This is a genomic window from Falsiroseomonas algicola, from assembly GCF_011040385.1.
Taxonomy (GTDB): domain Bacteria; phylum Pseudomonadota; class Alphaproteobacteria; order Acetobacterales; family Acetobacteraceae; genus Falsiroseomonas; species Falsiroseomonas algicola.
Window position 1 is genome coordinate 45117 of record NZ_JAAIKB010000007.1, and the last position, 23273, is coordinate 68389.

The following is a 23273-nucleotide window of genomic DNA, read 5'->3' on the forward strand; positions in this document are numbered from 1 at the left end:
GCTGATCTTCGCTGGCGGCTTTCTCGAATGGCGCTGGGCGCTGCTGAGCCTCGCGGCGGGTGGGGCGGCCTTCGCCCTGGCGCCGGGGTGGCGGCATGCCTGGCCGCTGTCGCGGCGGGCAACGCTCGCCTGCGGCCTTGCCGCGCTGGCCTGGGGCTTCGGGGCGAGCGGGACGCATCATTGGCTCTACGCCGCGATGGATTGGCAGATCCGGGACGCGGTGCTGCATGACCTCGCGACCGGTCCCTGGCCGGTGCTCTACGCCATCGGCGACCTCGCCTGGCTGCTGCGCGCGCCGCTTGGCTACTACATGCCGGCGGCGCTGGTCGGGCGGCTGGGCGGTGTCGGCCTGGCACAATTCGCGCTGTTCCTCTGGACCGCGTTGGGCCTTTTCCTCGTGCTGGCGCTGCTGGCGGCGCTGGCGCGGGATGTGCTGCCGGGGCGGCGCCACGCGGCGCTGGTGCTGGCGCTGGTCTTCGTCACCTTCGGCGGGCTCGACCTGCTGCCGAACCTCTGGCTGGACGGGGTCGAGGGCGCGGGCATCGCCAGCTACTGGGGCCGGGGCGGGGAATGGTGGGCGCGGGAGTTCCAGTTCTCCGGCCATGTGACGCTGCTGCTCTGGGTGCCGAACCACGCGCTGCCGGCCTGGCTGCCGGCGCTGCTGCTGCTGCGTCACGGAAGGATGCCGCGCTTTGCGGCGGTGGCGGGGCTGCCGCTGGCGGCGGCGGCGGTCTGGGCGCCGCTTTCGGCGCTGGGGGCGGGCGTGCTGGCGGGGGCGGCCTTCCTGCTGGGGGGATGGCCGATGATCCGGGCCGCGCTGGCGGGGCCGGCCAATTGGCTGTCGGTCGCGCTGGTGGTGCCGGCGGGGCTCTTCCTGATGGCCGGGTCCTCCTCCATCCCGCATGGCTTCCTGTTCAGCGTCCATGGCTGGGACAGCCTGCCGCGCCTGCTGCTGTTCCTTTTGGTGGAGGTCGGCGCGGTGGCGCTGGCCGTGCGGCTGCTGGCGACGTCCCGGCTGCTGGCCGTCGCGGTCGGGCTGCTGGCGATCCTGCCGCTCTATGTCTTCGGGCCGGGCAATGAGATGACCATGCGCGGCGGCATCGCGGCGCTGGCTTGCCTCGCCGTGGCGGCGGCGATGGCGCTGCTGCACGCCGCGCCGGGCTGGCGGCGGACCATGCTCGCGGGGCTGCTCGGCGTCGCCGCGCTGGGTCAGGCGATGGAGGCCTCCATCCTGTTCAACGAGCCCTGGGCGCCGAGCCGCGGCTGCACCCTGCCGGAAGCCGCGGCGCAATCCGTCTTCACCGACACGGACTGGTCCCACTACGTGGTCCCCTGGCCCGAGGGCGCACTGGCGGCGCTGCTGGCCACGCCGGCGGAGCGCCGGGTGGACCCGGAGACGGTCGCGCGTTGCTGGCCGGAGGAAGGGGGGTGAAGGCGCCGCGCCGCGCCGTGCTCGCCGGCGGGATGCTGGCGGCCGCGCCGGTATCGGCATCGGAGGAGCAGGCCGCGCGGGTGCTGCCGCGCGGCGTGGCGGACTGGATCGCCGGCGGCGCGGGCGGGGAGGCGGCGCTGCGCCGGAACCGTGCGGCGCTGGAAGCCGCGACGATCACCCCCCGCCTGCTGACCGGCGCCGGGCAGGCGGAGCTTTGGCTGCGCCTGGCGGGAATCGACCTGCCGCATCCCATCGGCATCGCCCCCTTCGGCCTGCATGGGCTGATGCACCCCGAGGCTGAAGCGGCGACGGCACGCGGTGCCGGCGGGGCGCTGTTCATCGTGCCGATGGTGGCGACGCGGTCGCTGGAGGCGGTGGCCGCGGCCGCGCCCGGCGCGCCGCGCTGGATGCAGATCTACCTCCAGGCCGATCGCGGCGCGACGCGCGACCTGGCGGCGCGGGCCCGGGCGGCCGGCTACGGCGCGCTGGTGGTCACGCTCTCTGCCCCCGTCGCCGCCTGGCGGGAGCGGGACATCGCGAACGGCTTCGCGCCCGACCCCGCGCGCGGCAACGGCAATGACCGGCCCGGCTATGCGCGGCCGCTGCAGGGCGGCACGGACCCCGCGCCGACCTGGCGGGATATCGAGGCGCTGCAGCGGGAAGGACTGCCCGTGGTGCTGAAGGGCATCCTGCACCCCGATGACGCGGCGCGGGCGGCGGCGATGGGTTGCGGCGTCATCGTCTCCAACCATGGCGGCCGGCAGATGGAGAGCCATCCCGCCAGCTTCGCGGCGCTGCCGCGCGTGGCGGATGCGGTCCGCGGCCGCGTGCCCCTGCTGATGGATGGCGGCATACGGCGGGGCGAGGATGTGCTGAAGGCGCTCGCCGCCGGCGCCGATGCCGTGCTGGTCGGCCGGCCCGCCGCCTGGGCGCTGGCAAGCGGCGGAGCCGATGGAGTGCAGGCGATGCTGGACCGGCTGGCGGCGGAACTCGCCACCGCGATGCGCCTCGCGGGCGTGGACAGGCTCGGCGCCATCACCCCCGCGCTGCTGGATTGACCGCCTTTCCAATTCGGAAAAGCGATCAATCGCTCGCCGAAACTCGTTTGCCGTGACGCCGGCCGGCGGGCTTTGATCCGGCCAGCGCCACGGAGCGGGCGGGTTCGGAGGAAATGGTCTTGGCGCAGTCGCCGGGCTCGAGGGGCGTCGTCGCGCCCATCATCGGCATGGAGGGGAAGCTCGCCCGCAGCAGCGCCTGGAAGGCGGCGGCGGAGGGCGAGAGCCGGTGGCCGCGCAGCTGCACGATGCCGACTTCCCGCAGCAGTGGCGGATCGGTGATGCGCAGCGCCGCGAGGCCCGGTACGCGCCGGCCCGCGAGGGCGAGCTGCGGCACGATCGCCACGCCGAGCCCCTCCGCCGCCAGCGCGATCGCCGTCTCCGGCGTCTGCACCTCGCACCGCAACTGGAAGGACACGCCGATGCTGGCGGCGGCCTCCTCCACCATGGCGCGCATGGAGTTGGTGCCGGAGGTGATGATGACCGGCAGCGACCCCAGCGCCGCCAGCGTGATGCTGCCGTCGCGCCCGGCCGTGCCCGCGGGGGCGAGGGCCAGGATCTCCTCCTCCATCAGCGGCAGGAAGGTCAGGCTCGGCGCATTGGCGGGGCGTGGGCCGATGCCGAAATCCAGCTCCTGTCGCCTGATGCCTTCCAGCACCTCGGCCTGCGGCATCTCCCGGATCCGCAGCGCGACGCCGGGATGGGCGGCGTGGAAGCGGGCGAGCAGCGCGGGCAACGCGCGTTCCGCGATATGCGGCGGGCAGCCCAGCGAGATCATGCCGCCCTGCATGCCGGCGGCGGCGCGCACCTGGCGGAGCCCCGCCTCCATCTCCGCGATCGCACGGCGGGCATGCGGCAGCAGCGCCTGGCCTTCGCGGGTGAGGGAGACGCTGCGCGTGGTGCGGTGGAAGAGCGAGGCGCCGAGCTGCCCCTCCAGCTCCCGCACCTGCAGCGAGAGCGCGGATTGCGAACGGCCTGACAGCTCCGCCGCGCGGCGGAAGCTGCCGTGTTCCGCGATCAGCAGGAAGGCGTTGAGCAGCTTGAGGTTGACCGACATCGCGCGCGCCGAATGGGGCAGGGGATCGTGACAGTGACGGGTGCGAAGGTCGAGGTGGGAGGTGACATGACGGAGACGGCGAGGCCGCAGCCCATGGCGGGCGTGAAGGTGCTGGATATCGCGACCTTCCTCGCCGCGCCCTTCGCCGGCACGATCCTCGGCGATTTCGGCGCCACCGTGCTGAAGATCGAGCATCCCGCCATGGGCGACCCGATGCGCGCCTTCGGCACGCCGACCGAATGCGGCGACACGCTGGCCTGGCTGAGCGAGGCCCGCAACAAGCAGTGCATGACGCTTGATCTGCGCCACCCCGAGGGCGCGGCGCTGTTCCGCCGCCTGGTCGCGCAATCCGACGTGCTGCTGGAGAATTTCCGGCCCGGCACGCTGGAGAAATGGGGCCTGTCGCCGGACAGCCTGCGGGAGATCAATCCGAAGCTCGTGGTGCTGCGGGTCAGCGCCTATGGCCAGACGGGGCCGAAGCGCGGCCTGCCGGGCTTCGCGCGCGTGGCGCATGGCTTCGGCGGCCTCAGTTACCTGGCCGGGGAGGCCGATGGGCCGCCGGTGGTGCCGGGATCGACCTCGCTGGCCGACTACCTCTCCGGCATCTGGGGCGCGGTCGGCGTGCTGATGGCGCTGCGCGTCGCGGAACGCACGGGGCGGGGGCAGGATGTCGATATCGGCCTCTATGAATCCGTCTTCCGCCTGTTGGACGAGACGGCGCCTGCCTATGCCCGCAACGGCACGGTGCGGGAGCGGATGGGCGCCGATGTGCCGACCGTGGTGCCGCACGGCCACTGGCAGACGAAGGAAGGGCGCTGGGTCGCCATCGCCTGCACCAGCGACAAGATTTTCGCGCGCCTCGCACACGGCATGGGGCGGCCGGAGCTCGCGGCGCCCGATCGCTACGCCACGACGAAGCAGCGCATCGCCGGGCGGGCGGAGGTGAACGGCATCGTCGCCGACTGGGCCGCGACCATGACGATGGAGGAGCTGGGCGCGGCCTGCGACGCGGCGGAAGTGCCCTGGGGCCCGATCAACAGCATCGCCGACATCTTCGCCGATCCGCACATCGCGGAGCGCGGCAACCTGCTGCGCATCCTGGATGAGCGCGCCGGGGAGCTGGTGCTGCCCGCCCCCGTGCCGCGGCTGACCGAGACACCCGCGACGCTGCGCCATGCCGGGCGTGGCCGCGGGGCCGATACCGATGCCGTGCTGGGCGAATGGCTCGGCCTGGCACTGCGCGACATTGCTGCGCTGCGCGGCAATGGCGTCATCTAGACTGAGAAGGGAAGAAGCGCATGGCCACCAAGGGCCGGACGATCAAGATGGTGGGCTTCCTGCAGGCGCAGAACTGCTCCATCGCCCCGGGGTCCTGGCGGCATCCCGCCGCCTCCACCGACTATCTCGGCCCCGACCATTTCACGCGGGTGGCGCGGGTGCTGGAGGAGGGGAAGTTCCACCTCGCCTTCTTCGATGATCGCCTGGCCATGCCCGACATCTATGGCCGCGACCACCGTGCGGCGGTGGAAAACGGCATCCGCGTGGTGAAGATGGATCCCGCCACGATCCTGGCGGTGATGTCGGCGGCGACGACGCGGCTCGGCCTCGGCGGCACCTATTCCACCACCTATTACGAGCCGTTCCACGTCGCGCGCCTCTTCGCCACGCTCGATTTGATGTCGCGCGGCCGCGCGGCCTGGAATGTCGTGACCTCGCTGAATGATTCGGAGGCCGCGAATTTCGGCCGCACTGAGCATCTGGCGCATGACCTCCGCTACGACCGCGCGGATGAGTTCATGGAAGCGGTCATGGGCCATTGGGACAGCTGGGAGGATGACGCGATCATCCTCGACAAGGAAAGCGGCCGCTTCGCCGACGGCGACAAGGTCCATGCGCTGAAGCATGAAGGGAAGTTCTTCCGCACCCACGGCCCGCTGCCGGTGCCGCGCAGCGCGCAGGGGCATCCCGTGCTGATCCAGGCCGGGCAGTCCGGCCGCGGCCGCCGCTTCGCGGGGCGCTGGGGGGAGCTGATCTTCGTCGTCTATCCCAACCTCGCCGCGGGCAAGAAGCAGTATGCGGAGCTGAAGGCGGCGGTGGCGGAAGCGGGGCGGGACCCCGACAGCGTCGCGGTCGCGCCCGCCTGCTACGTCAATGTCGCCGAGACCAGCGCCCAGGCGGAAGACAAGCGCGCCTTCACGGAGGCGCTGGCCAAGCCGGTCGATGCCGTGGTGCTGCTGTCGGAAGCGCTGAACTTCGACTTCGCCTCGAAGGACATGGACAGCGAGTTCACCGATGAGGAGCTGAAGCGCCTGTCCTGGGGCGGCTTCAAGGACCGCGTCGTGCAGCTCAGCGGCAAGCCCAACCCGACGGTGCGCGATTTCGTCAGCTTCTCCGGCCGCGGCACCACGCGCGAATTCCCGAACTTCACCGGCACGCCGAAGCAGGTGGCCGACCAGATGGAGGAGTGGTTCGAGGGTCGCGCCTGCGACGGCTTCGTGCTCGTCGCGTCGCAATATCCCGGCTCCTTCGAGGATTTCTCGCGGCTCGTCGTGCCGGAGTTGCAGCGGCGCGGCCTCTATCACCGTGACTACGCGGGCGCGACGCTGCGCGAGAATCTGGGACTGCCAAGGCCGGGAATCGGCGCATGGAAGGGAGGAAATTCATGAATCAGAAGATCGGACGCCGCCTGCTGGGCGGCATGGCGCTGACGCTCGCGGCGCCGCGGGCCTTCGCGCAGGCAGCCTGGCCCGCGCGGCCGGTGCGCATCGTCGTCGCCTATGCGCCGGGCGGCGGCACGGACATCACGACGCGCGCCTTCGCCGAGGCGCTGGGCCAGCGCTTCGGCCAGACCTTCGTCGTCGAGAACCGGCCCGGCGCCAATGGCGTGGTGGGGACCGATGCGGTCGCGCGATCCGCGCCCGATGGCTACACGCTGCTCGCCGTCACCAGCACGCATGTCATGAACCGGCAGATGGTGGCGCGCCTGCCCTTCGACCCGGCCACGGACTTCACGCCGATCGGGCTGATGGCGCGCTACCCGCTGGTGCTGATGATGAATGTCGATGCGCCCTTCAGCGACCTGCCGGGGCTGATCGCCTATGCCCGCGCCAATCCCGGGCAGCTCGCCCATGCGACGTCGGATGCGCAATCCTCCTACACCGCCAACCGCTTCGCGCAGGCGGCGGGGCTGCAGCTGACGGAAGTGCCCTATCGCGGCAGCGGCGCCTATCTCGGCGACCTCACCGGCGGGCACCTCAAGCTGGCCTGGGGCAGCCCGGCCACCGCGATGGGGCTGCTGCCGGGCGGGCGGATGAAGATCATCGCCGTCAGCTCCCCGCAGCGTTCGGCGACCATGCCGGATGTGCCGACGCTGCGGGAAGGCGGCGTGCCGGATGTGGAGTTCGATGGCTGGTTCGGGCTGTTCGGTCCCGCGCGACTGCCGGAGGCGATCACGGTGCAGCTGAACACGGCGCTGAACGAGATCGCCGCGACGCCCGCCATGCAGGCGCGGCTGCGCAGCCTGGCGGTGGATGCGGCGCCGATGGACCTGGCCGCGCTGGCCCGCACCCTGGTGCGGGAAGAGCAGCTCTGGGCCGAGGCCGCGCGCGCCGGCCTGTTGCCGAAGCCCTGACGCATGAGCACCACCGGCTACACCATGCTGTCGACCAGCGGCATCCTCGGCTACGGCTTCGCCGAGGAATCGCTGCGCATCGGCATGTCCCGCAACCCGCAGGTGATCGGCTGCGACGGGGGCAGCACGGATCCTGGGCCGCACTATCTCGGCTCCGGGACCAATTTCTGCTCCCGCCTCTCGGTCAAGCGCGACCTGCGGCTGATGCTGCAGGCGGCGGTGGCGGCGCGCATCCCCTGCATCATCGGGACCTCCGGCGGTGCGGGCGGGGAGCCCCATCTGCAGGACACGGCCGCGCTGGTGCGGGAGATCGCGCGGGAGGAGGGGCTGAGCTTCCCCATGGCGCTGATCCATGCGGAGGCCGATCGCGCGGTGCTGAAGCGCCGCGTCGGGCAAGGGCGGGTCAAGGCGCTGGCGAAGCTGCCGGCGCTGGACGAGGCGACGGTCGACCGCGCCACCCGCATCGTCGGCATGATGGGGCCGGAGCCCATCGCCCGTGCGCTGGACCAGGGCGCGCAGGTGGTGCTGGCGGGGCGCAGCAGCGACCCCGCGCAATGGGTGGCGCCGGCGATGCGCGCAGGGCTGCCGCCGGCACCCTGCTGGTATGCCGGCAAGATGCTGGAATGCGGCGCGGAGCCGACGACGCCGAAGGAGCCGGACTGCCTGCTGGTGACGGTGCATCCCGACCACCTGGTCTGCGAGCCGCCCAACCCGATCCGCCGCTGCACACCGCTTTCCGTCGCCAATTTCGCGCTGCATGAGAATGCGAGCCCGATCCACCACACGGAGCCCGGCGGGCTGCTGGATACCTCCGCGGTGCGGTTCGAGGCGGTGACCGATCGCATCGTCCGCGTCAGCGGCATGACCTGGCATCCCGCCGACACCTACACGGTGAAGCTGGAGGGCGTGGAACTCGCGGGCTACCGCGCCATCACGCTCTGCGGCACGCGCGACCCCGGGCTGATCGCGCAGATCGACGAGTATCTCGCCACCCATCGCGCGAAGGTGGAGGCCAAGGCGGCGGATTTCGGCGTGCCGGCCTCCGCCTGGAAGATGGCGATCCGCACCATCGGGCGCGATGGCGTGATGGGGGCGCGGGAGATCGTGCAGGGCGCTCAGCCGCATGAACTCGGCTTCGTGGTGGAGGTGCTGGCGGAGACGCAGGAGGTGGCGAATGCGGTCCTCGCCATGGCGCGGACCAGCCTGCTGCATGCGGACTTCAAGGGCCGGCTCTGCAAGGAAGGGAACATGGCGTTTCCCTTCTCGCCCTCGGATATCGCGCTCGGCCCGCTCTATCGCTTCAGCGTCTTCCACACGGTGGCGCCGGACGATCCCTATGAGATGTTCCCCATCGAGCATGAGAGGGTCGGCTGATGGCCCGGCTTCGCGACATCGCGCAGATCTGCAAGAGCAAGAATGCCGGCCCCTTCATGCTGACCATCGACGTGCTGTTCGAGGATGCGGCGGTCTACCGGCAGGTGAAGGCGACCGGTGTGCTGAACGCCGCGCTCTTCGCGCGGCTCTACAATGTGGCGGAGGCGGATGTGCTGTTCACGCCCTATGACACCGCCTCCGCCTTCAAGGCGACGCTGCCGCGCCTGGTCCCGGCCGGGGATTTCGGGGACACGGATGTCTATGGCGCGCAGCAGCACGCGCCGCTGCTGGAGGTGGAGATCCCAATCAACCCCGCCTGATCAGGCGAGGAAGGTCGCCGGCAGCGGCGCCGCGGCATCGGCCAGCAGGGTCGGGCCGAAGAGTCGCGGGATGTCGTTGTGAGGCGCGCTGGTCAGCAGCACGCGGAAGCGCGGCGCGCCGAGGCCTGCCTGTCCGAGCCCGGCGGCGAGGCGGCGTGACGGTGCTTCCGTCGCCGTGCCGGGGCGGGCGATGACGGCCAGCGCCGGCAGCGGCACGCCGGGGCGGATGTCCTGCGACCGCGCGCGCGCCCAGCGCAGAACGGGGCCGTGGTCGCCATAGAGCGCGTCGAAGAGATGCGCCTCATCCACGCGCAGCGCGCCGCGGAGGCTGGTTTCCAGGATGCGGGCCAGGCCGGAGCCGCCGCCGGAATGGGCGGTGAGGATCAGCTGCGTCGGCGCCGGCAGCCTAGGGCCGAAGGGGGCGAGAGCTTCCTCGACGATCGCTTGCAGCCCGCCGGGTACCCCCATGGCGGGCCAGTCGAAGGCGCCGGGGCGGCCGGGCACGGGGCGGCCGCGGGGGAGGATGGCGATGGTGGGGGGCGAGGCGGGCAGCACCAGGCCGCTGCCGGGAAGCCGGCCCTGCACCAGGCGCAGCGGCTCGTTGGGCGCGCTGAAGCCGTGGAGGTGGATGACGATGCGCAACTGCGTGGCACCGGCGGGGATGGCGGTCCAGCGCATCGCGGCATCGGGCTCGCCGGGCAGGGTGCCATGGGCCGAGAGGGCGGCGAGGCGCGGGACCGCCATCTCCCCCGCCGGAATGCCGCCCACCACGCCCGGCCGCGGCCCGGCGCCGCAGGAGGCGAGGGCCGGCATGGCGAAGAGGGCGGCGCGGCGGGTCAGGGCGACCATGCGTGCGCCTATGCCATGGCGGCGCGGCGGGCAACACCATTCGATACGAGGAGGCAAGATGACGTTCCGACTCTGCCGACATCGAACGCGGCGGAACCGGCGTGGTTCGGAGGGCCTGGTCGGTCGTGGTCAGGAGGTGGCGAGCGTTCGAAACTGCACGTCGGCGAACGCCTTCCCGTAGCCGTCGGCACGGGCTCGCAGCCAGGCATCGGCCGCAGGGTCCGTTCGCGCCATCAGATGGGGGAGGATCGCGCTGGGTTCGAGGAACTGGAGCAGTTCCGGCCGCTGGGTCTTCACGACGTCCAGGAACTCGGCGCGCCGGCTGGCGTCCGGGAATTTCAGGATGAGGCTCATGAGCCGGCTCCAGTCTGGACGCGATCGCTGTGCGCCGCGGGCATCACCTGACCGGGGTCCCGTTCACGAGCCTGTTCGCCAGAAGGCGCATGCTTGCCTCGCAATCGATGATGCCCCTGCCAACGCAGTTCGGGCCCCCGGGGATCGCACGGCAACCATCAAGGACAAGTGAATGCACGTCATCCACCCTGAGTTCGGGCGACTGTGAAAGGAGCAGCGCCGCTAGTCCCGCCACCTGCGGGCAGGCTCCGCTTGTGCCCCACCACGGCATATCCCGCGTCTCGCAACCCCATACGACTCTACCATAGGTTGGCGCAACACAATCCGGCTTCGGCCGGCGGCTGGCCCATTCGCCGGGTCCGCGGCTTGAATTGCAGTGATCGGTGCCGGGTGTCCGGTTGCTTTCCAGCCGATCCACGGTACCGACCGAGAGGACGCGATCGTGGGAGTTGGGGCCCCAGATGCTGTTGGGGCCATCGGCGTCGCAGCGGTATCCACACTTCAGGTGCCCGTGATTGTTGCCGGCGGCAAACACGACAACGATGCCCTCGACGATCGCCTGCAGGATCACATCCATGAACGGATGATCACGCGGCAATATGTCAGGAGGTTGACACGTATACAACGCCCAGGAGTTGCTGATCACCAGGGGGCCCGGGATCGCGCCGCTTCGGCGTGCACTGATCAGTCCCCCGTAGATGGACGCGATATCGACCGCGGTGAGGTCGGTACGCGCGGCGAGGATCGTTGCTTCCGGCGCCACGCCAGGCGAGATCGACCCGCCGCTGCCAGCAGCAATGGCGGCGCACATCGACCCGTGCCCGATGAGGTCGACCCAATGCTGGCCCGTGTACCGGCCGCCGGGATCGACCTGTGACCGGCGATCGACCGGAAAGTCGGGCAGCGTTCCGCAGATGCCGGTGTCCACGATGGCGATCGTAACGCCCCGGCCGCGGCTCCTGGTCCAGGCCAGGGGCGCATGGATATGATCCATGACGTCGGCCATGGACCCATGATTGCCGGCCGCCCCAAGGGCGACATCCCAGAAATGGACGGAGGACGACTCCGCCGTCGGGGTCGGATCCACCGCGGAGAACTGGATGTCAGCGTAGACTTCGGCCCCTTCGGCGCGCAGTCGCTCCACCGCTTCGGCTGACAGCTTCGCCGTGCCGATATCGGCGCCCTGGAAGATCAGCTTGCCCTGATCCAGTCCGGTGATCAGGCGTTCGGCGGGCGATCGCCGACCTGGGAGAGCCAAGGCCAGTTCGGCGGGGAAACGGATGAAGCTGGGCATGGCCTCGATCCCAGCCACGGCGTAATCCGATACGAGTGTCATGGCTCACCACCGGCTTGGCGCCGGCCTCAGCCAAGCGGCCGAGCCGGCACACGCCGCCTTTCGCTGCTGCCCATGCCCCGGATGATCACGGCGCGGTGCCGATCACGCCGGTGCTGCCTCTCCGCTCATGGGGTTAGAACGGAACGGTATGGTCCAGCAACAATAATCGGCGTCGGTTGTAGGGCTCGAACTGCCGATGGGCAGCGCCCCTACCGCCGCTGCGCCGCGAAGCGCACCGCTTCCTCGGCCGCGCGGAACAGGGCGCGGGCCTTCTGGTGCGTCTCCTGGTATTCGGCTTCCGGATCGCTATCCGCCACCACGCCGGCCCCGGCCTGGACATGCATGACGCCGTCCTTCACCAGCGCGGTGCGCAGCGCGATGCAGGTGTCCATGTCCCCGTCGGCGCCGAAATAGCCGACGCCGCCGGCATAGATGCCGCGGCGGGAGGGCTCCAGCTCCTCGATGATCTGCATCGCCCGCACCTTGGGCGCGCCGGAGAGGGTGCCGGCCGGGAAGCCCGCCGCCAGCGCGTCCAGCGCATCGAGGCCAGGGCGCAGCCGGCCCACCACCTCCGACATGATGTGCATGACCTGGCTGTAGCGCTCGACCTGGAATTTCTGCGTGACGCGCACGCTGCCGATCTCCGCCACCCGGCCGATGTCGTTGCGGCCGAGGTCGATGAGCATCAGGTGCTCCGCCAGCTCCTTGGGGTCGGCGAGGAGCTCGACCTCCAGCCGCTTGTCCTCCTCCGGCGTCGCGCCGCGGGGACGGGTGCCGGCGAGGGGCCGCAGCTTGACCTCCCCATGCTTGACGCTGACCAGGATCTCGGGCGACGCCCCGACCAGGGAAAAACCGGAAAAATCGCAGTAGAAGAGGTAGGGCGCGGGGTTCAGGCGGCGCAGCGCGCGATACAGCGCGAAGGGCGGCAGGCCGAAGGGGGCGGAGAAGCGCTGGGACGGCACCACCTGGAAGGCGTCGCCGGCATTGATGTAGTCCTTCGCCTTGAGGACCGCGGCCTTGAAATCCTCCTTCGTGAAGTTGGAGGTCGGCGCGGGCGGCGGCGGCAGGGCGGCGGGCGGCGCCGGGCGGGGCAGGGGGCGGTCGAGCGCCGCCTCGGCCTCATCCAGCCGGGCATTCGCCAGGTCCCAGGCGGCCTGGGGGTCCATCCCGGGCTCCGGCCAGACGGGCGTCACCAGCGTGAGCGTATCCCGCACATGGTCGAAGACGGCGACCAGGGTCGGGCGGATCATCACGGCTTCCGGCACGCCCAGCACATCCGGGTTCTTGGCCGGCAGGCGCTCCATCTGGCGGACCATGTCGTAGCCGAGATAGCCGAAGAGCCCGGCGGCGATGGACGGCAGCCCGGCCGGCATGGGCATGCGGGTCGCCTGGACCAGGGTCCGCAGGCTCTCCAGCGGCGGCGCCGCATCGGGCGCGAAGGCATGGGGGGCGGAGAGGGCGTGGCGGTTGATCTCCGCCTGCCCGTTGCGGCAGCGCCAGACCAGGTCCGGCTCCATGCCGAGCGCCGAGAAGCGGCCGCGGGCGGCGCCGCCCTCCACCGATTCCAGCAGGAAGGCGTTGGGCCGGCCCTGCACCAGGCGCAGGAAGGCGCCCACCGGCGTATCCAGGTCCGCGACCCTTTCGCGGAACAGCACCTGGCCGCGGCCGGCGGCGATCGCCTCCCGGAAGGCGGCGAAGGAGGGCGCGGCACTCATGGCACGACCTGCTGCATCAGGGTCTGGTTGATGCGCGGCGCCGCGCGGGCGCGGAGCGCCGCCTGGTAGGCGGCCTCCAGCTCATCCGCCGACTGGCCCATCAGCGTGGTGCGGGCATTGGCCAGTGCGGCCGGGTCGGCGGCCGGGTCGGCGGCGACGATCTCCAGCAGCTGCGCGACCGCGAAGCCGTTGCGGGTCGGCACCATCGTCGCCTCGCCGACGCGGAGGCCGAAGATGGCGGGCAGCAGCTCGGGCGGGACGGTCAGGCCGGGGGTGCCGCCCTGGGCGGGCTGGCGGCCGAAGGGGCCCATGCGCTCGCTCTGCGCGCCCTGGGCGGTGGCGGCCTCCGCCAGGCTGGCGCCATTGCGGCTGGCGCCGAGCAGGGCAGCCGCCTTCTCCTCCTGATAGCGGCGGCGGGCATCGACGAGGAAGGCGAGGCGGACCTCATCGGCCACGCTCTCCAGCGGCTTGAGCGCGGGAGGCGTGATGGCCTTCAGCTCCACGGCCATGAAGCCTTCGGCCTGGCGGAGTTCCGCGAGGCGCGGGGCGCGGCCCATCTCGGCGGTGAAGATGCTGCGCAGCGCTTCCTGCCGCGCGGCGGGCGGCACGGGCAGGACCACGGGCAGGCCCTCGGCGTCGCGGCCCTCGCTGTCCAGCGTCACGGTCACGACCGTCATGGCGTAGCGGCGGGCCGCTTCCTCCAGCGTCGCGCCGCCGGCGATGGCGTCCTCCACCCGGTTGGCGCGGTCGAAGGCCAGGTCGCCGGCGCGTTCCAGCGCGACTTCCCGCCTCAGCCGATCCGCGACCTCGGCCAGCGGCGTGGTGCTGCCGGGCGTGATGCGGGCCACGCGCATGACGTGCCAGCCGAAGGGTGACTGGACGGGCTGGGTGATGCCGCCGGCCGGGGCGGCGAAGACGGCGGTGGCCAGCGCCTCGATCGGCAGGTCGGCGCGCGTGAGGTCGCCGAGCGACAGCGCGCCGCCGCCGGCCGCCGTCGCCGCCTGCTCGATGGCGGCGAAATCGGGGTTGGCGGTCCAGGTCGCGGCGATGGCGCGGGCGGCTTCCTCGGTCGGCACCAGCGCCTGCTGGAGGTCGCGGCGCTCCGGCGTCTCGAACTGGGAATGCCGCGCCTCATAGGCCGCGGTCAGGTCGGCGTCGGAGACCTCGACCTGGTCGGCCAGTGTTTCCGCCGTCAGCACCGCGACCGTCGCCTCCCGCAGCGCGGGGGTGGAGAAGCGGTCGGGGTTGTTGGCGTGGAAGCGGGCCAGGGCGGTCTCCGTCGGCGGCTCCGGCTCCGGCGCTTCCAGCAGCGGGAATTCGGCGACCTGGGCGATGCGCTGCTCGCGCTCGAACCGCACCATGGCGTTGGTCAGCAGGGAAGGGGCCATGGCGCCGGTGCGCACGGCGCCGATCAGCTGGATGCGCTGGAGGTCGTCCCGCACGAGTTGCAGGAACATCGCCTCGTTCATGTCGTTCTGGCGCAGCCACTGGTCGAGGATCAGGCGGTTGAAGCGGCCGCCGGACTGGAAGTTGGGGATGGAGAAGACGTATTCCTGCACGGCGGCGTCGGGGGTGGAGATGCCGAGGCGCGTGGCTTCCAGCCGCTGGGCGCGTTCGCCGATCAGATTCTCCACCGCCTGCATGGCGACGGCGCGGCGCAGCGGCTCCTCCGGCTCGAAGCTCGGGCCGAGCTGGCGGGTCACGCGCTGCAATTCGCGGCGGGCGGCGTTCTGGGCTTCCGGCACCTCGATGCTGGCGCCTTCCATGCGCACAACGGCGGTTTCCCGCCAGAAGTTGCGGACGGTGTCCTCGATCCCCCAGATGCCGAAGGACAGCACCAGGAGGAGGAACAGGACCTTGGCGACCCAGGTCTGGGTGAGCTTGCGGAACCAGGTGATCATGGGCGTCGGGGTAGCCGAGAAAACGGCACGTTGCCAGCCCGGCCCAGGGCTTGTAGGGCCGGGGCTCGTTGGGAAAGGGAGATGCGCATGACCCCGGGCGTCCGGCCGCTGATCGCGGGCAATTGGAAGATGCATGGCACGCTGCGCGAGGCCGCGGCGCTGGCGGAGGGGGTGCGCGCCGGCGCGGTGGCGGAGGCCCTGCCGGCGGACCTGCTGATCTGCCCGCCCTTCCTGCATGTCCAGGTCCTGGCCGCCGCCATGCTGGGCCAGCCCGTGGCCGTGGGCGCCCAGGATTGCCACGCCGCCACCAAGGGCGCCCATACCGGCGACATCGCCGCGCCCATGCTGCGGGACGTCGGCGCGACGCATGTGATCCTCGGCCACAGCGAGCGCCGCGCCGACCATGGGGAGACGGATGCGGTGGTCCGCGCCAAGACCGTCGCCGCCCTGGCCGCCGGCCTGGTGCCCGTGGTCTGCGTGGGCGAGACGGAGGCTGAGCGCCTGGCGGGGCAGGCGGAGGCCGTCGTCTCCCGCCAGCTGGCGGAGAGCCTGCCGGACGGCTTCGCGGGGGTGGTGGCGTATGAGCCCGTCTGGGCCATCGGCACCGGCCGCACGCCGACCGAGGCCGATATCGCGGCGATCCATGGCACCATCCGCGCGGCGCTGGCGGCACGCTTTGGCGAGGCGGGGGCGAAGACGCGCATCCTCTATGGCGGGTCGATGAAGCCGGGGAACGCCAAGGGCATCCTGGCGCTGCCGAATGTCGATGGCGGGCTGGTCGGCGGCGCCAGCCTGGCGGCGGCGGATTTCCTGGCGATCGCGCGCGCGGCGTGACGGAGGAAGCGCTTCTCGACCTGGCGCGGCGCTACGCCTGGTGGCGCGTGCCGGCGGAGGCGCTGCCCGACCGCCGGCGCTTCATCGCCCAGGTCATGGAGCACGGCACCTGGGAGGATGCGCATGCCCTGCTGGCGGATTGGGGGAGGGACGCCTTCACGGGCGTCCTGCGCGACCCGCCGCCGGGGGTGCTCTCGCCGCGATCCTGGCGTTTCTGGCATGTGCGGCTTGGCTGCGGCGAACCGGCGGAGGCGGCGCCCCCCGGGCGGGTGATCCCGGCGTGATGCAGCCGCGGCTCGACATCCTGCCGCCGCAGCAGCGGGACCTCTGGCCGGCCCTTGCCTTCGTCCCGCGGCGCTTCGTCCTGTATCGCGGGACGGCGATCGCGTTGCGGCTCGGCCATCGCGAATCCGTGGATTTCGACTTCTTCGCGAGCGAGGCGCTGGACCTCGATGGCCTGCTGGCGGCCTGGCCCGAACTGGCCACGGCGCCGGTCATCCGCCAGCAGCCGGACGCCTTCGCCGCCTTCGTGCCGCGGCGCGGGCTGCCGGTGCGCGTCTCCTTCTTCGGCGGGCTTGGGAACGGCCGCGTGGGGGCTCCGGAGGCAACCGAGGATGGCGTGCTGCATCTCGCCTCTCCGCTCGACCTGCTCGGCCACAAGCTGAAGGTCATCCTGCAGCGGGCGGAGGGGAAGGACTACCAGGACATCGCCGCACTGCTGGCTGCGGGACTTTCGCTGGCCGAGGGCCTTGGCGCCGCCCGCGCCCTGTTCCCCGGCTTCCCGGTGATGGAGGCTGCACGGGCGCTCGCCTATCGCGGCGACATCGCGGAGCCCGGCCGGGTCGATGCGGCGGCGGCTGCGCGCCTCGATGCCGCGCTGGCGGACCTGCCGGCCGCGATCCCGGTGGTGCCGCTGCTGGCCGCCGGCATCGCGCCGGCCGCGTAACCCACCGCTGGCCTTCCCGCGCGCGGCAGGCTAGAAGCGGGCCGCCATGACCACTGTCCTCCTCGTCCTCTTCCTGCTCGTCACCTTGGCGCTGATCGGGGTCATCCTCGTCCAGCGGAGCGAGGGGGGTGGGCTCGGCATCGGCTCCTCCCAGGGCTTGGGCAGCTTCATGACGGGGCGGGGCACCGCCAACCTGCTGACGCGCACCACCGCCATCCTCGGCACCGCCTTCATGGCGCTGGCGCTGGTGCTGGCGATGCTCGGCAAGGGCCAGGCGCCGCGCGGGTCCATCCTGGATGCGGCGCCGCCCGCGGCCACCGCGCCGGCGGTCCCCGCGGCCCCGGCCGTGCCCTCCGTTCCCAACAACTGAGCCCGCCACCTCCGCGCCCCGCGCGGGGTTCATGGCTGTCTCCCGGTTCCACAAGGCGCGGGTGGCTTTGCTTGCCCGCGCGGCTTCGCTATGAGGGGCGTCCATGACGCGGTTCGTATTCGTCACCGGCGGCGTGGTCTCCTCCCTCGGCAAGGGCATCGCTGCGGCGTCGCTCGGTGCCCTGTTGCAGGCGCGCGGCTACAAGGTGCGCCTTCGCAAGCTCGACCCCTACCTCAACGTCGATCCGGGGACGATGTCCCCGTATCAGCACGGCGAGGTCTTCGTGACCGATGACGGGGCGGAAACCGACCTCGACCTCGGCCACTACGAGCGATTCACCGGTGTCCATGCCTCCAAGGCGGACAACTGGACCACCGGCCGGATCTATTCCGACGTGATCGCGAAGGAGCGCCGCGGCGACTACCTCGGCGGCACCGTCCAGGTCATTCCGCACATCACGGACAAGATCAAGGACGTGATCCAGGCGGAGACCGATGGCTACGACTTCGTCCTGGTCGAGGTCGGCGGCACGGTGGGCGACATCGAGTCGCTGCCCTTCCTGGAGGCCATCCGCCAGCTGGCCAACGAGGTCGGGCCGACGCGGAGCCTCTTCGTCCACCTGACGCTGGTGCCCTACATCCCCTCCGCCGGCGAGCTGAAGACCAAGCCGACGCAGCACAGCGTCAAGGAACTGCTGGGCGTCGGCATCCAGCCGCAGATCCTGCTCTGCCGCTGCGACCGCCCGATTCCCGAGAACGAGCGCCGCAAGATCGCGCTGTTCTGCAACGTGCGGCCCGAATCGGTCATCCCGGCCTATGACGCCGACAGCATCTACTCCGTGCCCATCAGCTATCATGCGGAGGGCCTGGACCGCGAAGTGCTGCGGCACTTCAACCTCTCCTTCTACGGCGAGCCCGACATGCGCCGCTGGGAGAAGATCGTGCAGTCCATCCGGGCGCCGGAGGGCGAGGTCACGATCGCGGTCGTCGGCAAGTACACGAACCTGCTCGACAGCTACAAATCGCTGGCCGAGGCGCTGACCCATGGCGGCATCGCCCACAATGTGAAGGTCAAGCTGGACTGGGTGGACAGCCAGGTCTTCGAGGAAGGCGACGAGGAGACGCTGAAGCGCCTGGAAGGCGTGCACGGCATCCTGGTGCCCGGCGGCTTCGGCGAGCGCGGCACCGGCGGCAAGATCGAGGCCGTGCGCTTCGCCCGCGAGCGCAAGGTGCCCTTCTTCGGCATCTGCTTCGGCATGCAGATGGCGGTGATCGAGGCTGCGCGGAACCTGGTCGGCCTGAAGGGCGCCTCCTCCACCGAATTCGGGCCCTGCCCGGAGCCGGTGGTGGGCCTGCTGACGGAATGGACCCGCGGCAACCAGGTGGAGACGCGGAGCGCCGGCGGCGACCTCGGCGGCACCATGCGGCTCGGCGCCTATGTGGCACGGCTGCAGGAGGGCTCCCTGGTGCGGGAGGTCTATGACGGTGCGGCCGAGATCCAGGAACGCCACCGCCACCGCTTCGAGGTGAACGTGGCCTACCGGGAGAAGCTGGAGGGCGTCGGCCTTAAGTTCTGCGGCATGTCGCCCGATGGCAGCCTGCCGGAGATCGTGGAGGTGCCGGACCACCCCTGGTTCATCGGCGTGCAGTTCCACCCGGAGCTGAAGTCCAAGCCCTTCGCGCCGCACCCGCTGTTCCGCGGCTTCATCGGCGCGGCGGTCAAGCAGGCCAGGCTGGTCTGACGGGGAAGCGGGGATGGACGAGAAGACGCGCCTGAAGCGGCTCGGGATCGGGGCGGGGGTGACCCTGGTGCTGACGGTCGTGGCGGCGGCCTTCTTCGGCTCCATCGCCGTGCCGCTGGCGCTCGCCGTCGGGTTGGGCGCCACGCTGCTGCTGGGTGGCGGACTCGGCAGGAAGTAGCGGGCGCGTCGGGCATCAACCCTCCGCTAACGCCGCTCCTCCATGCTGCGGCCATGCGCACCATCAAGGGCCATGGCGAGACCGAGACCTACCTGTTCGAGCCCGGCGACCTCGTGCGGCTGCTGAGGCCCGAGACCGGGCCGATCGCCAGCGCGCGGCCCGGCGACTGGGGCGTGGTGATGCGCGTGCATCCCTGCGGCGCGCTCGACCTGAAGCTGGCCGGGTATTCCCGGCCCAAGGACGCGTCCATGGCGCGGGCCATGGCGATCCCGCGCGGGCATGTGGAGCCCTGCGACCGGCAGGGCCTGCCGCTGCGGCGCGGCTTCAACGCGGTGTGGGACACGCGGCCGGCGCGGTGAAGGCTGCCCGCGCGCCGCGCGGGGCATGGGTAACATCCTGTCAGGAAACGTCGCGTCTGCTGCAGGCATGCAGACCCGCGATTCCCGAGACGCACCGCCCAACCGGCCCATCGCCACCGGCGACTTCGTGCGCCTGCGAAGGAATGAGCCCGGGGATTTCGTCACCGCCCATGCCGGCGATTGGGGCCTGGTGGAACGGGTCAACCGCAACGCGACGGTGGACCTGATGCTGGCGGGCTACTGCCGGCCGCGCACCAGCCCGCAGCCCCGCGCCACCTCCATCCCGCTGAGCATCGTGGAGCGCTGCGATGCCTATGGCCGCCCGCCGGCGGCGACACCCCGTCGACGCGTCTGGGGGAGCGGCGATCCGGCATAGCGCCGGACCAGCGCGGCAAGCCGGTACCGCCGGCGCCGGCGTTCCTGCATCCTGCATCGCGAGGCAGGCAGGGGCTTGGCGATGGCGGTGCGATCCGGGGTGGCGCCCAGGCCGAAGGCCTTCCCCCGCATCATGGCGTTCGGCATCGCGACCGCCCTCCTGATCAACGGCTTCGTCAGGGACGTCTCGCCGCTGCTCCTGGTGGGGTTCATCTCGGCCTGGGTCTGGACCCTGGTCCTGCTCGTGAAGGCCACGCAGTCGGCGGCGGCGGAGGGGTCCCTCTCCATCGACGGCGATGCCGGTGGCGATTCCGATGGGGGAGGGGATGGCGGCGGCGGCGGCGAATAGCGCGGGCGTCAGCGCGCGCAGGCTTGCCGCGCGCCCCGCACAAGGTTAATCGCGCGCCATCCCACCCCACCCGGAGTGCCCCATGGCCGCCATCGCCGACATCATCGCCCGCGAGGTCCTCGACAGCCGCGGCAACCCGACGGTGGAGGCGGAGGTGGTGCTGGACAGCGGCGCCCGCGGCCGCGCGATCGTTCCCTCCGGCGCCTCGACCGGCGCGCATGAGGCGGTGGAACTGCGCGACGGCGACAAGACCCGCTTCGGCGGCAAGGGCGTCCGCAAGGCCTGCGGCAATGTCGAGGGCGAGATCTTCGACGCCATCGGCGGCATGGACGCCTACGACCAGGTCAAGATCGACGAGACGATGATCGAGCTGGACGGGACGCCGAACAAGTCCCGCCTCGGCGCCAATGCCATCCTCGCCGTCTCGCTGGCGGTGGCGAAGGCGGCGGCGGTGGACCTCGACATCCCGCTGTATCGCCATGTCGGCGGCGTCTTCGCGCGCACCCTGCCGGTGCCGATGATGAACATCATCAATGGCGGCCAGCACGCGGACAACCCGATCGACATCCAGGAATTCATGATCATGCCGGTGGCCGCCGGGACGGTCGCGGATGCGGTGCGCATCGGGTCCGAGGTCTTCATGCAGCTGAAGAAGGCGCTGCATGATGCCGGGCTCTCCACCAATGTCGGCGATGAGGGCGGCTTCGCCCCCAATATCGGCAGCGCGGAGGAGGCACTCGGCTTCATCGCCAAGGCCTGCGAGAAGGCGGGGCACCGGCTCGGCGAGGACATCATGCTCGCCCTCGATTGCGCGGCGACCGAGTTCTACAAGGACGGCGTCTACGACATGGAAGGCGAGGGCAAGAAGCTCGACAGCGCCGGGATGGTCGATTACCTCGCCGGCCTCTGCGCCAAGTTCCCCATCGTCTCCATCGAGGACGGCATGTCCGAGGATGACTGGGCGGGCTGGAAGCAGCTGACGGACAAGCTCGGCAAGACGGTCAATCTGGTCGGCGACGACCTCTTCGTGACCAACACGGAGCGCCTGCGCCGGGGCATCGAGAGCGCCACGGGCAACGCCATCCTGGTGAAGGTCAACCAGATCGGCAGCCTGACGGAGACGCTGGAGGCGGTGGAGACCGCGCATCGCGCCGCCTACAAGGCGGTGATGAGCCACCGGTCCGGCGAGACCGAGGACAGCACCATCGCCGACCTCGCCGTCGCCACCAATTGCGGGCAGATCAAGACGGGCTCGCTCAGCCGGTCCGACCGCATGGCCAAGTACAACCAGCTGATCCGCATCGAGCAGGAACTGGGCAGCGCCGCGCGCTACGCCGGGCGGTCCGTCCTCCGCCGCTGAAGGGCGAACCGGCGCTGGAGTGCGATTGCCTGAGGCGGAATCGCCGAAAGGCGTGAATCGCACGACAGAACAAAAGGCTGGAGCCTGTCAGGCGCTTCCATCTGCGCCTGACGGACTCCAGGCGGCGTCGGTTAACCTTCTTTCGCTGGACAGGGGTGCAAACTCCTGTTTTCTTGGCGGCGCGGAGACGGGCGGGGGGCTCGAAGACGTGACGGACGAGTATGGGGCGCCGGACCGGCGCGAGGGCATCCTCGCGTCCATCGGTCGGGGGTTGCGGAGCGCCGTGCTGCCGGTGCTGTTCCTGGCGGCCTCGGGCTATTTCATCTGGCATGCCGTGCATGGCGAGCGCGGGCTGATCGCCAGCGAACAGCGCCTGCAATTGCTGGCCGATGCGCGGGCCGATCTGGATCGCGCGCGGACGGAGCTGGAAGGCTGGGAGCGGCGCGTGCAGGGCATGCGCGGCGATCGCCTGGATCGCGATCAGCTGGATGAGCGGGCGCGGCAGCTGCTGAACTTCGTCGGCAAGGACGAGCTCGTCATCCCCTACGGGCCGGAACGCCGCCTGTTCTGACCGGTCAGGCGGCCGGCGGGTCCGCGGGGCGCCGCGTGCCGGCAAAGCGCCAGCCATTGTCCCGGCCGCGCAGCCGCTTCACCGCATAGTCCAGCCAGCCGAAGGCGCGCGTGCCCAGGCCGCGCAGCGGCGGGATGGTCAGGTCGCCGCCCGGCCAGGGCAGGAAGGGCGTGCCGCGGCTCTGCGCCCAGATCGAGATCCGGCAGGCGAATCCCTCGCTGAGGCCGCGGCGATGGAAGCCGCTGGTATCGGCGATGATCAGCGTGTTGGGCTGCGCCTCCAGCTTGCGCGGCGCCGCATAGCGCAGCCGCGCCAGCTCCTCCTCCGAGATGCGGAGCGAGCCCTCGCCCGTCAGCCGGTCCCGCGCCTCATGCGCCGTGTAGGAGACGCGGCGTTCCCAGGCGAGGTGACGGCGGTTCGGCAGGTGGCTGCCCGGGATGTAGGTGAAGCCGGCCTCCGCCTGGTTCACGGGCGTCAGCAGCAGCCAGGACTTCACCGTCGGGAAGAAGGTGTCGGTGTGGTAGTAGCTCTGCACATCCGGCGGGCCCTGCCTGACGCCCGAGAAGATCGTCTGCACATAGAGCCAGGGCAGGCGGCGGAAGCTGCCGATATAGTGGTGCAGGCCGAGGTAGCGCGGCGTCAGCAGTGCCGTGCGCGTGGCCGGCATCTCCCGCATCGCCAGGGCATCCAGCGGGATCAGCCGCGTCATGGTGTAGCCATCGAGGGATTCGCGCGCCCGCGCATCCCGCGCCATCACCTCCGCGCGCATCGCCTCGAAGGTCTCGGGCGGCAGGAAGTCGGGGATGACGAGGTAGCCGTCGCGCAGGAAGGCCGCGCGCTGGTCTTCCGGGAGAAGGGCGGCCATGGCGTTGCGCCGGCATGCCGCCATGCGATGGGCCAGGCGCTTGCGCGCGATGTGCAGGCCGAGGCGATTGAGGCGCGCGCTGCCGATGACGGGATTGTCGCGGAACGCCTTGTCGCTGCTGGCAACACGCAACGCGTGCCAGGGCAGCAGCAGCCAGCGGAGCATCGCGAGGGGCTGGGACATGAATGAAGTTCCTAGCGCGATGCGCGACGCGGTTCCAGCCACGCGCAACTCTGCGTAACCGTGCTGGCGCAGCGGCCGAAGGATGGCACGTGTCGAGCCATCCTGAGGGAGACCACCG

25 protein-coding genes are annotated in these 23273 nt (G+C 71.2%); 18 read left to right on the forward strand and 7 right to left on the reverse strand.

All coding sequences use genetic code 11. From position 1 onward, the window contains the following. Window positions 1–196 precede the first annotated feature (196 nt). The gene (locus G3576_RS17570) at window positions 197–1432 is read left to right on the forward strand and encodes a hypothetical protein (protein ID WP_164695744.1); all 1236 of its coding nucleotides are present in this window, start codon (window positions 197–199) and stop codon (window positions 1430–1432) included. Then, window positions 1429–2490 (forward strand): alpha-hydroxy acid oxidase, encoded by a 1062-nt coding sequence (locus G3576_RS17575; protein ID WP_164695745.1) that lies wholly within the window; start codon window positions 1429–1431, stop codon window positions 2488–2490. Before G3576_RS17570 ends, G3576_RS17575 begins: the two co-directional genes overlap by 4 nt. Window positions 2491–2515: 25 nt before the next feature. Here the strand turns inward: G3576_RS17575 and G3576_RS17580 are convergent, their stop codons facing one another. Then, complete coding sequence (locus G3576_RS17580; RefSeq protein ID WP_164695746.1) at window positions 2516–3544, reverse strand: LysR family transcriptional regulator; 1029 nt, start codon at window positions 3542–3544, stop codon at window positions 2516–2518. Between the two features lie 66 nt (window positions 3545–3610). On the opposite strand from G3576_RS17580, the gene G3576_RS17585 reads away from it, so the two are divergent. The 5 genes from G3576_RS17585 to G3576_RS17605 are packed head-to-tail and all read left to right on the forward strand — an operon-like array spanning window position 3611 to window position 8869. Further along, window positions 3611–4822: a CaiB/BaiF CoA transferase family protein gene (locus G3576_RS17585; protein ID WP_164695747.1), complete on the forward strand. Its 1212-nt coding sequence runs from the start codon at window positions 3611–3613 to the stop codon at window positions 4820–4822. A gap of 20 nt (window positions 4823–4842) precedes the next feature. After that, window positions 4843–6210 (forward strand): LLM class flavin-dependent oxidoreductase, encoded by a 1368-nt coding sequence (locus G3576_RS17590; RefSeq protein WP_164695748.1) that lies wholly within the window; start codon window positions 4843–4845, stop codon window positions 6208–6210. Continuing rightward, window positions 6207–7175 (forward strand): Bug family tripartite tricarboxylate transporter substrate binding protein, encoded by a 969-nt coding sequence (locus tag G3576_RS17595; protein ID WP_164695749.1) that lies wholly within the window; start codon window positions 6207–6209, stop codon window positions 7173–7175. The genes G3576_RS17590 and G3576_RS17595 overlap by 4 nt, the downstream gene beginning before the upstream one ends. Window positions 7176–7178: 3 nt before the next feature. Next, on the forward strand, window positions 7179–8549 hold the full coding sequence (locus G3576_RS32330; protein ID WP_268888554.1) for an acyclic terpene utilization AtuA family protein: 1371 nt from the start codon (window positions 7179–7181) through the stop codon (window positions 8547–8549). After that, window positions 8549–8869 (forward strand): DUF4387 domain-containing protein, encoded by a 321-nt coding sequence (locus G3576_RS17605; protein ID WP_164695750.1) that lies wholly within the window; start codon window positions 8549–8551, stop codon window positions 8867–8869. The genes G3576_RS32330 and G3576_RS17605 overlap by 1 nt, the downstream gene beginning before the upstream one ends. On the opposite strand, the gene G3576_RS17610 is transcribed toward G3576_RS17605, so the two are convergent. From G3576_RS17610 to G3576_RS17630, 5 genes are all read right to left on the reverse strand, one after another. Then, complete coding sequence (locus G3576_RS17610; RefSeq protein WP_164695751.1) at window positions 8870–9718, reverse strand: hypothetical protein; 849 nt, start codon at window positions 9716–9718, stop codon at window positions 8870–8872. Window positions 9719–9847: 129 nt separating this feature from the next. Further along, window positions 9848–10072, reverse strand: a complete 225-nt coding sequence (locus G3576_RS17615) for a hypothetical protein (protein ID WP_164695752.1) — start codon at window positions 10070–10072, stop codon at window positions 9848–9850. Between the two features lie 43 nt (window positions 10073–10115). Further along, on the reverse strand, window positions 10116–11366 hold the full coding sequence (locus G3576_RS17620) for a S8 family peptidase (RefSeq protein WP_164695753.1): 1251 nt from the start codon (window positions 11364–11366) through the stop codon (window positions 10116–10118). Window positions 11367–11617: 251 nt separating this feature from the next. Next, window positions 11618–13123 (reverse strand): anthranilate synthase component I, encoded by a 1506-nt coding sequence (gene trpE / locus G3576_RS17625; protein WP_164695754.1) that lies wholly within the window; start codon window positions 13121–13123, stop codon window positions 11618–11620. Further along, window positions 13120–15024 carry a peptidylprolyl isomerase gene (locus G3576_RS17630; protein WP_164695755.1) on the reverse strand — a complete coding sequence of 635 codons (1905 nt, stop codon included), beginning with the start codon at window positions 15022–15024 and terminating at the stop codon, window positions 13120–13122. The genes trpE and G3576_RS17630 overlap by 4 nt, the downstream gene beginning before the upstream one ends. Window positions 15025–15111: 87 nt before the next feature. Between G3576_RS17630 and tpiA the strand changes: the two genes are divergently transcribed. The 11 genes from tpiA (at window position 15112) to G3576_RS17685 (ending at window position 22107) form a co-directional block, all read left to right on the forward strand. Then, window positions 15112–15858 (forward strand): triose-phosphate isomerase, encoded by a 747-nt coding sequence (gene tpiA, locus G3576_RS17635; protein WP_164695973.1) that lies wholly within the window; start codon window positions 15112–15114, stop codon window positions 15856–15858. Beyond that, window positions 15855–16142 (forward strand): hypothetical protein, encoded by a 288-nt coding sequence (locus G3576_RS17640; protein ID WP_164695756.1) that lies wholly within the window; start codon window positions 15855–15857, stop codon window positions 16140–16142. Before tpiA ends, G3576_RS17640 begins: the two co-directional genes overlap by 4 nt. Beyond that, complete coding sequence (locus G3576_RS17645) at window positions 16142–16804, forward strand: nucleotidyl transferase AbiEii/AbiGii toxin family protein (protein WP_164695757.1); 663 nt, start codon at window positions 16142–16144, stop codon at window positions 16802–16804. The genes G3576_RS17640 and G3576_RS17645 overlap by 1 nt, the downstream gene beginning before the upstream one ends. 46 nt (window positions 16805–16850) lie before the next feature. Next, entirely contained in the window at window positions 16851–17174 is a 324-nt protein-coding gene (gene secG / locus G3576_RS17650) for a preprotein translocase subunit SecG (protein WP_164695758.1), read from the forward strand. Between the two features lie 103 nt (window positions 17175–17277). Further along, window positions 17278–18915 carry a CTP synthase gene (locus tag G3576_RS17655; protein ID WP_164695759.1) on the forward strand — a complete coding sequence of 546 codons (1638 nt, stop codon included), beginning with the start codon at window positions 17278–17280 and terminating at the stop codon, window positions 18913–18915. Window positions 18916–18928: 13 nt separating this feature from the next. After that, window positions 18929–19093 carry a hypothetical protein gene (locus tag G3576_RS17660; protein ID WP_164695760.1) on the forward strand — a complete coding sequence of 55 codons (165 nt, stop codon included), beginning with the start codon at window positions 18929–18931 and terminating at the stop codon, window positions 19091–19093. A 53-nt stretch (window positions 19094–19146) separates the two neighbouring features. Continuing rightward, on the forward strand, window positions 19147–19452 hold the full coding sequence (locus tag G3576_RS17665) for a hypothetical protein (protein ID WP_164695761.1): 306 nt from the start codon (window positions 19147–19149) through the stop codon (window positions 19450–19452). A 67-nt stretch (window positions 19453–19519) separates the two neighbouring features. Then, on the forward strand, window positions 19520–19828 hold the full coding sequence (locus G3576_RS17670) for a hypothetical protein (protein ID WP_164695762.1): 309 nt from the start codon (window positions 19520–19522) through the stop codon (window positions 19826–19828). Between the two features lie 81 nt (window positions 19829–19909). Further along, the gene (locus G3576_RS17675) at window positions 19910–20176 is read left to right on the forward strand and encodes a hypothetical protein (protein ID WP_164695763.1); all 267 of its coding nucleotides are present in this window, start codon (window positions 19910–19912) and stop codon (window positions 20174–20176) included. 82 nt (window positions 20177–20258) lie between these two features. Then, window positions 20259–21536, forward strand: a complete 1278-nt coding sequence (eno, locus tag G3576_RS17680) for a phosphopyruvate hydratase (protein WP_164695764.1) — start codon at window positions 20259–20261, stop codon at window positions 21534–21536. A gap of 208 nt (window positions 21537–21744) precedes the next feature. After that, window positions 21745–22107 (forward strand): FtsB family cell division protein, encoded by a 363-nt coding sequence (locus tag G3576_RS17685; RefSeq protein ID WP_328729296.1) that lies wholly within the window; start codon window positions 21745–21747, stop codon window positions 22105–22107. Between the two features lie 4 nt (window positions 22108–22111). Here the strand turns inward: G3576_RS17685 and G3576_RS17690 are convergent, their stop codons facing one another. Then, complete coding sequence (locus G3576_RS17690; RefSeq protein WP_164695765.1) at window positions 22112–23155, reverse strand: phytanoyl-CoA dioxygenase family protein; 1044 nt, start codon at window positions 23153–23155, stop codon at window positions 22112–22114. Window positions 23156–23273 lie beyond the last annotated feature (118 nt).

What these genes read in the sequence shown, in the direction of transcription:
- G3576_RS17570 (WP_164695744.1), top strand. Translation starts at nt 197, where the DNA reads ATGGATTGGCAGATCCGGGACGCGGTGCTGCATGACCTCGCGACCGGT.
- G3576_RS17580 (WP_164695746.1), bottom strand. Translation starts at nt 3,544, where the DNA reads ATGTCGGTCAACCTCAAGCTGCTCAACGCCTTCCTGCTGATCGCGGAA.
- G3576_RS17585 (WP_164695747.1), top strand. Translation starts at nt 3,611, where the DNA reads ATGACGGAGACGGCGAGGCCGCAGCCCATGGCGGGCGTGAAGGTGCTG.
- G3576_RS17590 (WP_164695748.1), top strand. Translation starts at nt 4,843, where the DNA reads ATGGCCACCAAGGGCCGGACGATCAAGATGGTGGGCTTCCTGCAGGCG.
- G3576_RS17595 (WP_164695749.1), top strand. Translation starts at nt 6,207, where the DNA reads ATGAATCAGAAGATCGGACGCCGCCTGCTGGGCGGCATGGCGCTGACG.
- G3576_RS32330 (WP_268888554.1), top strand. Translation starts at nt 7,179, where the DNA reads ATGAGCACCACCGGCTACACCATGCTGTCGACCAGCGGCATCCTCGGC.
- G3576_RS17605 (WP_164695750.1), top strand. Translation starts at nt 8,549, where the DNA reads ATGGCCCGGCTTCGCGACATCGCGCAGATCTGCAAGAGCAAGAATGCC.
- G3576_RS17610 (WP_164695751.1), bottom strand. Translation starts at nt 9,718, where the DNA reads ATGGTCGCCCTGACCCGCCGCGCCGCCCTCTTCGCCATGCCGGCCCTC.
- G3576_RS17615 (WP_164695752.1), bottom strand. Translation starts at nt 10,072, where the DNA reads ATGAGCCTCATCCTGAAATTCCCGGACGCCAGCCGGCGCGCCGAGTTC.
- G3576_RS17620 (WP_164695753.1), bottom strand. Translation starts at nt 11,366, where the DNA reads ATGCCCAGCTTCATCCGTTTCCCCGCCGAACTGGCCTTGGCTCTCCCA.
- trpE (WP_164695754.1), bottom strand. Translation starts at nt 13,123, where the DNA reads ATGAGTGCCGCGCCCTCCTTCGCCGCCTTCCGGGAGGCGATCGCCGCC.
- G3576_RS17630 (WP_164695755.1), bottom strand. Translation starts at nt 15,024, where the DNA reads ATGATCACCTGGTTCCGCAAGCTCACCCAGACCTGGGTCGCCAAGGTC.
- tpiA (WP_164695973.1), top strand. Translation starts at nt 15,112, where the DNA reads ATGACCCCGGGCGTCCGGCCGCTGATCGCGGGCAATTGGAAGATGCAT.
- G3576_RS17645 (WP_164695757.1), top strand. Translation starts at nt 16,142, where the DNA reads ATGCAGCCGCGGCTCGACATCCTGCCGCCGCAGCAGCGGGACCTCTGG.
- secG (WP_164695758.1), top strand. Translation starts at nt 16,851, where the DNA reads ATGACCACTGTCCTCCTCGTCCTCTTCCTGCTCGTCACCTTGGCGCTG.
- G3576_RS17655 (WP_164695759.1), top strand. Translation starts at nt 17,278, where the DNA reads ATGACGCGGTTCGTATTCGTCACCGGCGGCGTGGTCTCCTCCCTCGGC.
- G3576_RS17660 (WP_164695760.1), top strand. Translation starts at nt 18,929, where the DNA reads ATGGACGAGAAGACGCGCCTGAAGCGGCTCGGGATCGGGGCGGGGGTG.
- G3576_RS17665 (WP_164695761.1), top strand. Translation starts at nt 19,147, where the DNA reads ATGCGCACCATCAAGGGCCATGGCGAGACCGAGACCTACCTGTTCGAG.
- G3576_RS17670 (WP_164695762.1), top strand. Translation starts at nt 19,520, where the DNA reads ATGCAGACCCGCGATTCCCGAGACGCACCGCCCAACCGGCCCATCGCC.
- G3576_RS17675 (WP_164695763.1), top strand. Translation starts at nt 19,910, where the DNA reads ATGGCGGTGCGATCCGGGGTGGCGCCCAGGCCGAAGGCCTTCCCCCGC.
- eno (WP_164695764.1), top strand. Translation starts at nt 20,259, where the DNA reads ATGGCCGCCATCGCCGACATCATCGCCCGCGAGGTCCTCGACAGCCGC.
- G3576_RS17690 (WP_164695765.1), bottom strand. Translation starts at nt 23,155, where the DNA reads ATGTCCCAGCCCCTCGCGATGCTCCGCTGGCTGCTGCTGCCCTGGCAC.